The 5,330-nt window shown below is 57.6% G+C and carries 7 protein-coding genes; all 7 read right to left on the reverse strand.

What is annotated here, in order from left to right:
- Nucleotides 1-152: 152 nt before the first annotated feature.
- Nucleotides 153-884 (reverse strand): PIG-L deacetylase family protein, encoded by a 732-nt coding sequence (locus GSQ91_RS13475; protein WP_158822281.1) that lies wholly within the window; start codon nucleotides 882-884, stop codon nucleotides 153-155.
- Complete coding sequence (locus GSQ91_RS13480; protein ID WP_158822282.1) at nucleotides 881-1,651, reverse strand: ribonuclease HII; 771 nt, start codon at nucleotides 1,649-1,651, stop codon at nucleotides 881-883. Before GSQ91_RS13480 ends, GSQ91_RS13475 begins: the two co-directional genes overlap by 4 nt.
- A gap of 101 nt (nucleotides 1,652-1,752) precedes the next feature.
- Nucleotides 1,753-2,109, reverse strand: a complete 357-nt coding sequence (gene rplS / locus GSQ91_RS13485; protein ID WP_158822284.1) for a 50S ribosomal protein L19 — start codon at nucleotides 2,107-2,109, stop codon at nucleotides 1,753-1,755.
- Between the two features lie 197 nt (nucleotides 2,110-2,306).
- Nucleotides 2,307-3,059, reverse strand: a complete 753-nt coding sequence (locus GSQ91_RS13490) for a hypothetical protein (protein WP_158822286.1) — start codon at nucleotides 3,057-3,059, stop codon at nucleotides 2,307-2,309.
- A 118-nt stretch (nucleotides 3,060-3,177) separates the two neighbouring features.
- Complete coding sequence (locus tag GSQ91_RS13495; RefSeq protein ID WP_158822287.1) at nucleotides 3,178-3,606, reverse strand: hypothetical protein; 429 nt, start codon at nucleotides 3,604-3,606, stop codon at nucleotides 3,178-3,180.
- Nucleotides 3,607-3,735: 129 nt separating this feature from the next.
- Nucleotides 3,736-4,239 carry a hypothetical protein gene (locus tag GSQ91_RS13500; protein ID WP_158822288.1) on the reverse strand — a complete coding sequence of 168 codons (504 nt, stop codon included), beginning with the start codon at nucleotides 4,237-4,239 and terminating at the stop codon, nucleotides 3,736-3,738.
- A gap of 52 nt (nucleotides 4,240-4,291) precedes the next feature.
- Entirely contained in the window at nucleotides 4,292-5,137 is an 846-nt protein-coding gene (gene trmD, locus GSQ91_RS13505; RefSeq protein ID WP_158822289.1) for a tRNA (guanosine(37)-N1)-methyltransferase TrmD, read from the reverse strand.
- Between the last annotated feature and the right edge of the window lie 193 nt (nucleotides 5,138-5,330).

The raw sequence follows: 5,330 nt of genomic DNA on the forward strand, positions 1-5,330 counted from the left end.
AGGTGGAGTTGCTTTCGAAAAAAACACAACCTTCTCCAACTTACAGCCTACCGTTGCATTAAGGAATAAGATGCTCCTCCGGTTTCTTCCGTTGGAGCTTGTAGCTTTCTTCCTGCACTGCGTCTTCGATTTATTCGTTCGGGCTGACGGCCTTACTCTGCAACGCCCTCAAACATATCCGTCGACTGCCGCGCTGGCTGCGGCACCGGCGACGCGATGAGCGTGTACCGCTCCTCATGTCCATGCTCGTCGAAGACCGGCTTGGTGCGCTCCATCAGCGGAGCCTGCGAGGTGTGGGCGCGGAAGGCCTCCAGCTTACGGTCGAAGACAGAGTTGATGTCCAGCGTGAGCGTCCACGGCGCGGGCAGGGGTGGCTGGCGGTAGGGCAGAAAATAACTCGTCGTCAGGTGATAGAGCCGCTGCGGTTGATAGAGCTCACCGAGTTCGAGGTAGCGTTTGGGAGAGCCTGCCCAGTGGAATGCGGCGGTCGTGGCAGCCGAGACCACCGTGTGGTCGGGATGTGTGTTCAGAGCGCCGTCGCTGCCGAAGGTAAGAACCACCTGCGGCCGGAAGCTGCGAATGCGAGTGACGAGCTTTCCGGCAAGCTCCGAGAGGTTCGCGAACTCGAGTTGCGCATCCTGGTAGTCGAGAAGCTCATAATGCGCGACCCCGAGTATCTTGCAGGAGGCGACGAACTCCGCACGCCGCATCTCGCCGAGCTCCTTGCCACTGGTGGCGGAGCCGCGGTAGGTCGCAGCTTGTCCATCGGTAAGGCAGATGACGCTTATTTCGACACCGCGATCGGCTGCAAGAGCAAGCGCTCCGCCGAAGGCAAAGCACTCATCGTCAGGATGTGCGACTACGCACAGAAGCCTCAGGCTCACGCTGTCTCCTGGTAAAGAACGTCGTTATCGAAGTCGTTGTTGTCGGGAAACAACTCGCCGGATTCGGGGATGGTTTTTGTCACGCAGACCGCTGCAACCGGGGCGAAGCTCTGGCGGTGCAGTGCGCAGGGTCCGTGGTCCACCAGCGCCCTGCGATGCTCCGGAGTCCCGTACCCTTTGTGCGAGGCGAGGCCATACTGCGGATACGCCGCATCGAGCTCGCGCAGCAGGGCATCGCGGTACACCTTGGCGACGACCGAAGCGGCGGCGATGGAGAGGCACAGGGCATCGCCGTAGTACAGCTTGGTCTGCGCGCAGGGATGGTCGATCCGCATGGCGTCGATGATGAGGTGGTCGGGTGCTATTCCCAGGTGCTGCACGGCAATCAGCATGGCCATACGCGAAGCCTGGTAGATGTTCACGCGGTCGATGGTAGCGGCATCGACTTCGGCGACCGCGACGGCTACCGCCATGGAACGGATCTTCAGGTCGAGCCGCTCACGGTCTTCGCGTGTAAGCTGCTTGGAATCCTTGAGGCCCATCTTCGCGAGCACGCTGGTCTTCTCGGGCAGGATCACCGCCGCCGCGACGACCGGACCGAACAGCGCGCCGCGACCCACTTCGTCAACGCCCGCAATCGACCGGAATCCCTGATAACGCAAGGCTTGTTCCGGAGCGTCGCTGCACACTAGCTGCTTCAGCATCTGCTGTTTCGCGGTGGCTTTGGTGACGCCGAGTTGAACAGGAATGTGAAAAGAAGCCGCCATCGTTGTTTTCGAGTTTAGCGGATTTCACGGTGTATTCGGTCTGCAAATGAAAAGCGGCGACCCGAAGGCCGCCACTTTTGCTGGAAGTGTAGAGAAAAATCTTACTTAGCGCGCTCAACCTCGCGCAGACGAGCAGCCTTGCCGCGCAGACCGCGCAGGTAGAACAGCTTCGAGCGGCGAACCTGGTAGGAGCGAATCTTTTCGACCTTGTCGACGACCTTCGAGTTGTACGGGAAGATGCGCTCGACGCCCTGGCCGAAGCTCATCTTGCGAACGGTAAAGGAGCCCTGCGGACCCTTTTTGACGGCGATGACCATGCCCTCGAACGCCTGAAGACGCTCTTTGTCGCCTTCCTTGATCTTGACCTGCACGCGAACGGTGTCGCCGGCAGCAAATTCGGGGAGGTCGGTGCGCTGGAGCTTATCAGCCAGCTTCTGCATAATCGGATGGATAGACATGATGTGATTCCTTCGTAAAGTCGCAGGATTCAGTTTACACGAAACGTTCGCTTTTGCAGAAGGAAATCCACAGGCAAACAGCACGTCTAGAGGTATGCCATCAGTAAGTGTGGCAAAACGTGGCAGGGATGATGTGTGCAGTTTGGTTTGTAGTTTGTGCGAATATCGCCCAATCTTGTTAGTGAGCCATGAACAGGTTATTCGAAAGCCGCCGCCGTCTGCAGTTCATTGTGAACTGCGTAGCCCGAGGGGATAGCAAAGATGCTGGGATCAGGTTCGTCGCGCGATAGCACGTTGAGATGAATGTCGACAGTACCCTCGCTCGGATCTTTTCGAGTGACAGTGAGGTTGGTTTGCAGATCGGGTGAGTACCAGAACTCTCGCGACAGGGTAATCTCCTTGTCGTTTCCTACGGTTCCCGGCGAGATGGTGGTGATCTCGCGGGTTCCAGTCGTCGGGAGACCGCCGATCGACTGTTGTCCGAGATCCTCTCTTGCCAGGAAACGCTTGCCTTTATCAAAGGCACCGGTTGGCTGCATTCGATAAGAAAACTGCGGATGGTAGTTGGTGACCGTGCATTGTCGAGTCGCGAGAGTGCAGATGGTGCGCGTATGGCTTATGGGATCGAAAACGGTGAACTCGTAGAGCGTCTTCTGCGGATCGACATCCGCTGTCGCAAAGGAATGCCGTTCGCGATACAGCCGTCCCTGACTATCCCGTACAACCTTGGCTGTCAGGGAGGTTGTGATGGTGCCTCCTCCCTCGATCACGCGAGTCCGAACGATGGTGTCCGTTCCCGAGAACGGGCGGTTGGGATAGGGAAGTACATCAATACCCGGGGTAGTGGATCGCGTGCTCCCGTCGGGTCCGCGGGTGGGCGCACTTTGCGCCTGCAGGGATGAGGCACAGGTGGCAAGAGCTACAACAAGCAGTGTTGCGATCTGTCGCATGAGACGACCTCTAGTAGCTGACGAGCAAAGTGTAGCAGCGAGCCGATGAGGCTTCAAATACATTCTTCCAGTTTTGTTGAAGTTAGAAAGGCGATAGCCCAAAGCCCTGGCGAATCCGTTACTTCAAGCTGACACTTTCTGCATCTTTGCGTCGGACGCTGGAAGTGGGTGCGCAGGTGGAGTAGCTTGACGGTTTTGGATCGCTGGATTTGAGATCGTCCGCACTAAACCCGTAGCTGCGCATCGCATAACAGGGCCGATCGTTCTGAGCCAGCATAAGTTGCTTCTGCAGTTCGTTCTGGGCGGCCAGGGTAAGCTGCTTCTGCAGTATCGATGACAGGTAGAGCTGAGTCTCCTGCGTCGTTCCGGAGGCACTCTCGACAAGTGCGGGAATGTGGGTGAGTGCCGGAATTTGGAGGGAAGAGGTGGCGTGTGCGCCTGCGATTGGTTGCGAAGGATTCGGGTTGACGACACCAGACTGGGCCGCAGCGCTCGCTGCACACGCCAGACCGAAAAGGCAGAGAGGCAAGAGCCGGGGCAGTGGCATAACGATGTCCTCTGGCGAAATTTTAGGTCTGGTGGCTGGTACGTGTCCAGTTTGCATGGCTAGGCTCCCATGGTTTGGCTTGCATAGCCTGGCGAGACAGAGGCAGAATTTCAGCACCTTCAAAACCTTTTACTTCGGCGTAGATGTCTTCGCTGGAGCTTCAGTGATCGTTTCACCATGGGCGTAACAATCCGCAACAACGGACTTCCAGAATGCACGTGTAACCAGATGGTCTCCGTACACCTGATCTTCTCTTTCTACCGTATCTTTTTCCCATCCCAGATCATGCGCTGGAATCGTAAGGGAAAAATCAGGGGTCTCCTCCATAGTTCCAGGCCAGAAGATTAAACGATTTCCTTCTTTCCAATACACATAAGCAATGGCTGTTCCTTCGGGAGACTGTGGGGAACTTTTCTGAGAATAGCCAACAAAACAGAGGTGATTTACCACCTGCGAACGATGGTGATACGCGAGGTAATACCTGACGGCACGCCTGGGATGAACAAAATTCTTGTGCGTAAGAACATGAAAGCGTCCATCTGGCGTCCATCCCAATTGGGGGTAGCTATCTTCCGCTTGCATCGGAAGGCAAAGTGCCGCGCAAATCAAAACGACACTTATGGACCTCTTCACCGTTGCCTCCTGTAAATATGCGCACTAAATCAAGCTGAGTCTCGCAGGGCAATCAACTGGCGGTGTAGCCGAGACCGGCGAGGAATTCGCGGTCGTCGTCGGAAAGATCGGCATCCGTGAAGAGGTCGGGGCGGTTCGCGAATGTCTTGGCGAGTTGGGCTCGCCTGCGCCACTTGCGGATGACGCTGTGGTCTCCGTTACCGAGCACCTCGGGGATTGCTACTCCGCGAAACTCCGCCGGACGTGTGTAGTGCGGGTAGTCGAGCAGGCCTCCGGCACCGTGCGTGGAGCGGGGAACTCCGTCTTCGGTCATGGTGTCGGCAGGTTCGTCGCCCTCACCAAAGCTCTCGTATTTGGAGGAGTCAGCGTGGCCCAGTACGCCGGGCAACAGGCGCACGACAGCGTCGACGATGACCGCCGCGCCGAGTTCTCCGCCGGAGAGCACGTAGTCGCCGATGGAGAATTCGTCATCGCAGAGCAACTGACTGACGCGCTCGTCCACCCCCTCATAGCGGCCGCAGATCAGCACAACACGATCCAGCGTTGCGAGACGGCGGGCAGTGGCCTGGGTGAAGCGCTTGCCCTGTGCGGAGAGCAGAATGACAGACTCCCGAGCCGTATCTCGCTCCGGCTTCGCTGCGATGCCTAGCGACTCCACGCACTCGAAGATGGGCTGCGCTTTGAGTACCATACCCTCGCCGCCCCCGAAGGGGCGGTCGTCCACGGTGCGATGGCGGTCATAGGTGAAGCTGCGGAGATCGTGGGTATGGGCTTCGGCCTGTCCAGAGCGCAGCGCGCGTTCCAAAATGCCATGGCCGAGGATGCCGTGGCCTGGGATACCGTTGTTCGGCGGCCCGCCAAAGAACTCCGGAAAGATGGTGACGATATCGAAGCGCATAAGAGGCAGAGTGGGGACAGTAAAGTGTAGACGGTAATGATCTGAGTGGTACAAGCCCAGCCCCAGAGGGGCGGTTCCATCAAAGCCCAGGGTGAAACCCTGGGTTATGGAGGCCTAAAGAGACAGAGCCCTTCTATGAGACGGCAGTTCAAGGTCAAGCGAAAAGTTATCCCAAGCTAGACATTATTAAGGA

This window comes from Granulicella sp. S156 (assembly GCF_009766105.1).
Lineage (GTDB): Bacteria > Acidobacteriota > Terriglobia > Terriglobales > Acidobacteriaceae > Granulicella.

What these genes read in the sequence shown, in the direction of transcription:
- GSQ91_RS13480 (WP_158822282.1), bottom strand. Translation starts at nt 1,651, where the DNA reads ATGGCGGCTTCTTTTCACATTCCTGTTCAACTCGGCGTCACCAAAGCC.
- rplS (WP_158822284.1), bottom strand. Translation starts at nt 2,109, where the DNA reads ATGTCTATCCATCCGATTATGCAGAAGCTGGCTGATAAGCTCCAGCGC.
- GSQ91_RS13490 (WP_158822286.1), bottom strand. Translation starts at nt 3,059, where the DNA reads ATGCGACAGATCGCAACACTGCTTGTTGTAGCTCTTGCCACCTGTGCC.
- GSQ91_RS13495 (WP_158822287.1), bottom strand. Translation starts at nt 3,606, where the DNA reads ATGCCACTGCCCCGGCTCTTGCCTCTCTGCCTTTTCGGTCTGGCGTGT.
- trmD (WP_158822289.1), bottom strand. Translation starts at nt 5,137, where the DNA reads ATGCGCTTCGATATCGTCACCATCTTTCCGGAGTTCTTTGGCGGGCCG.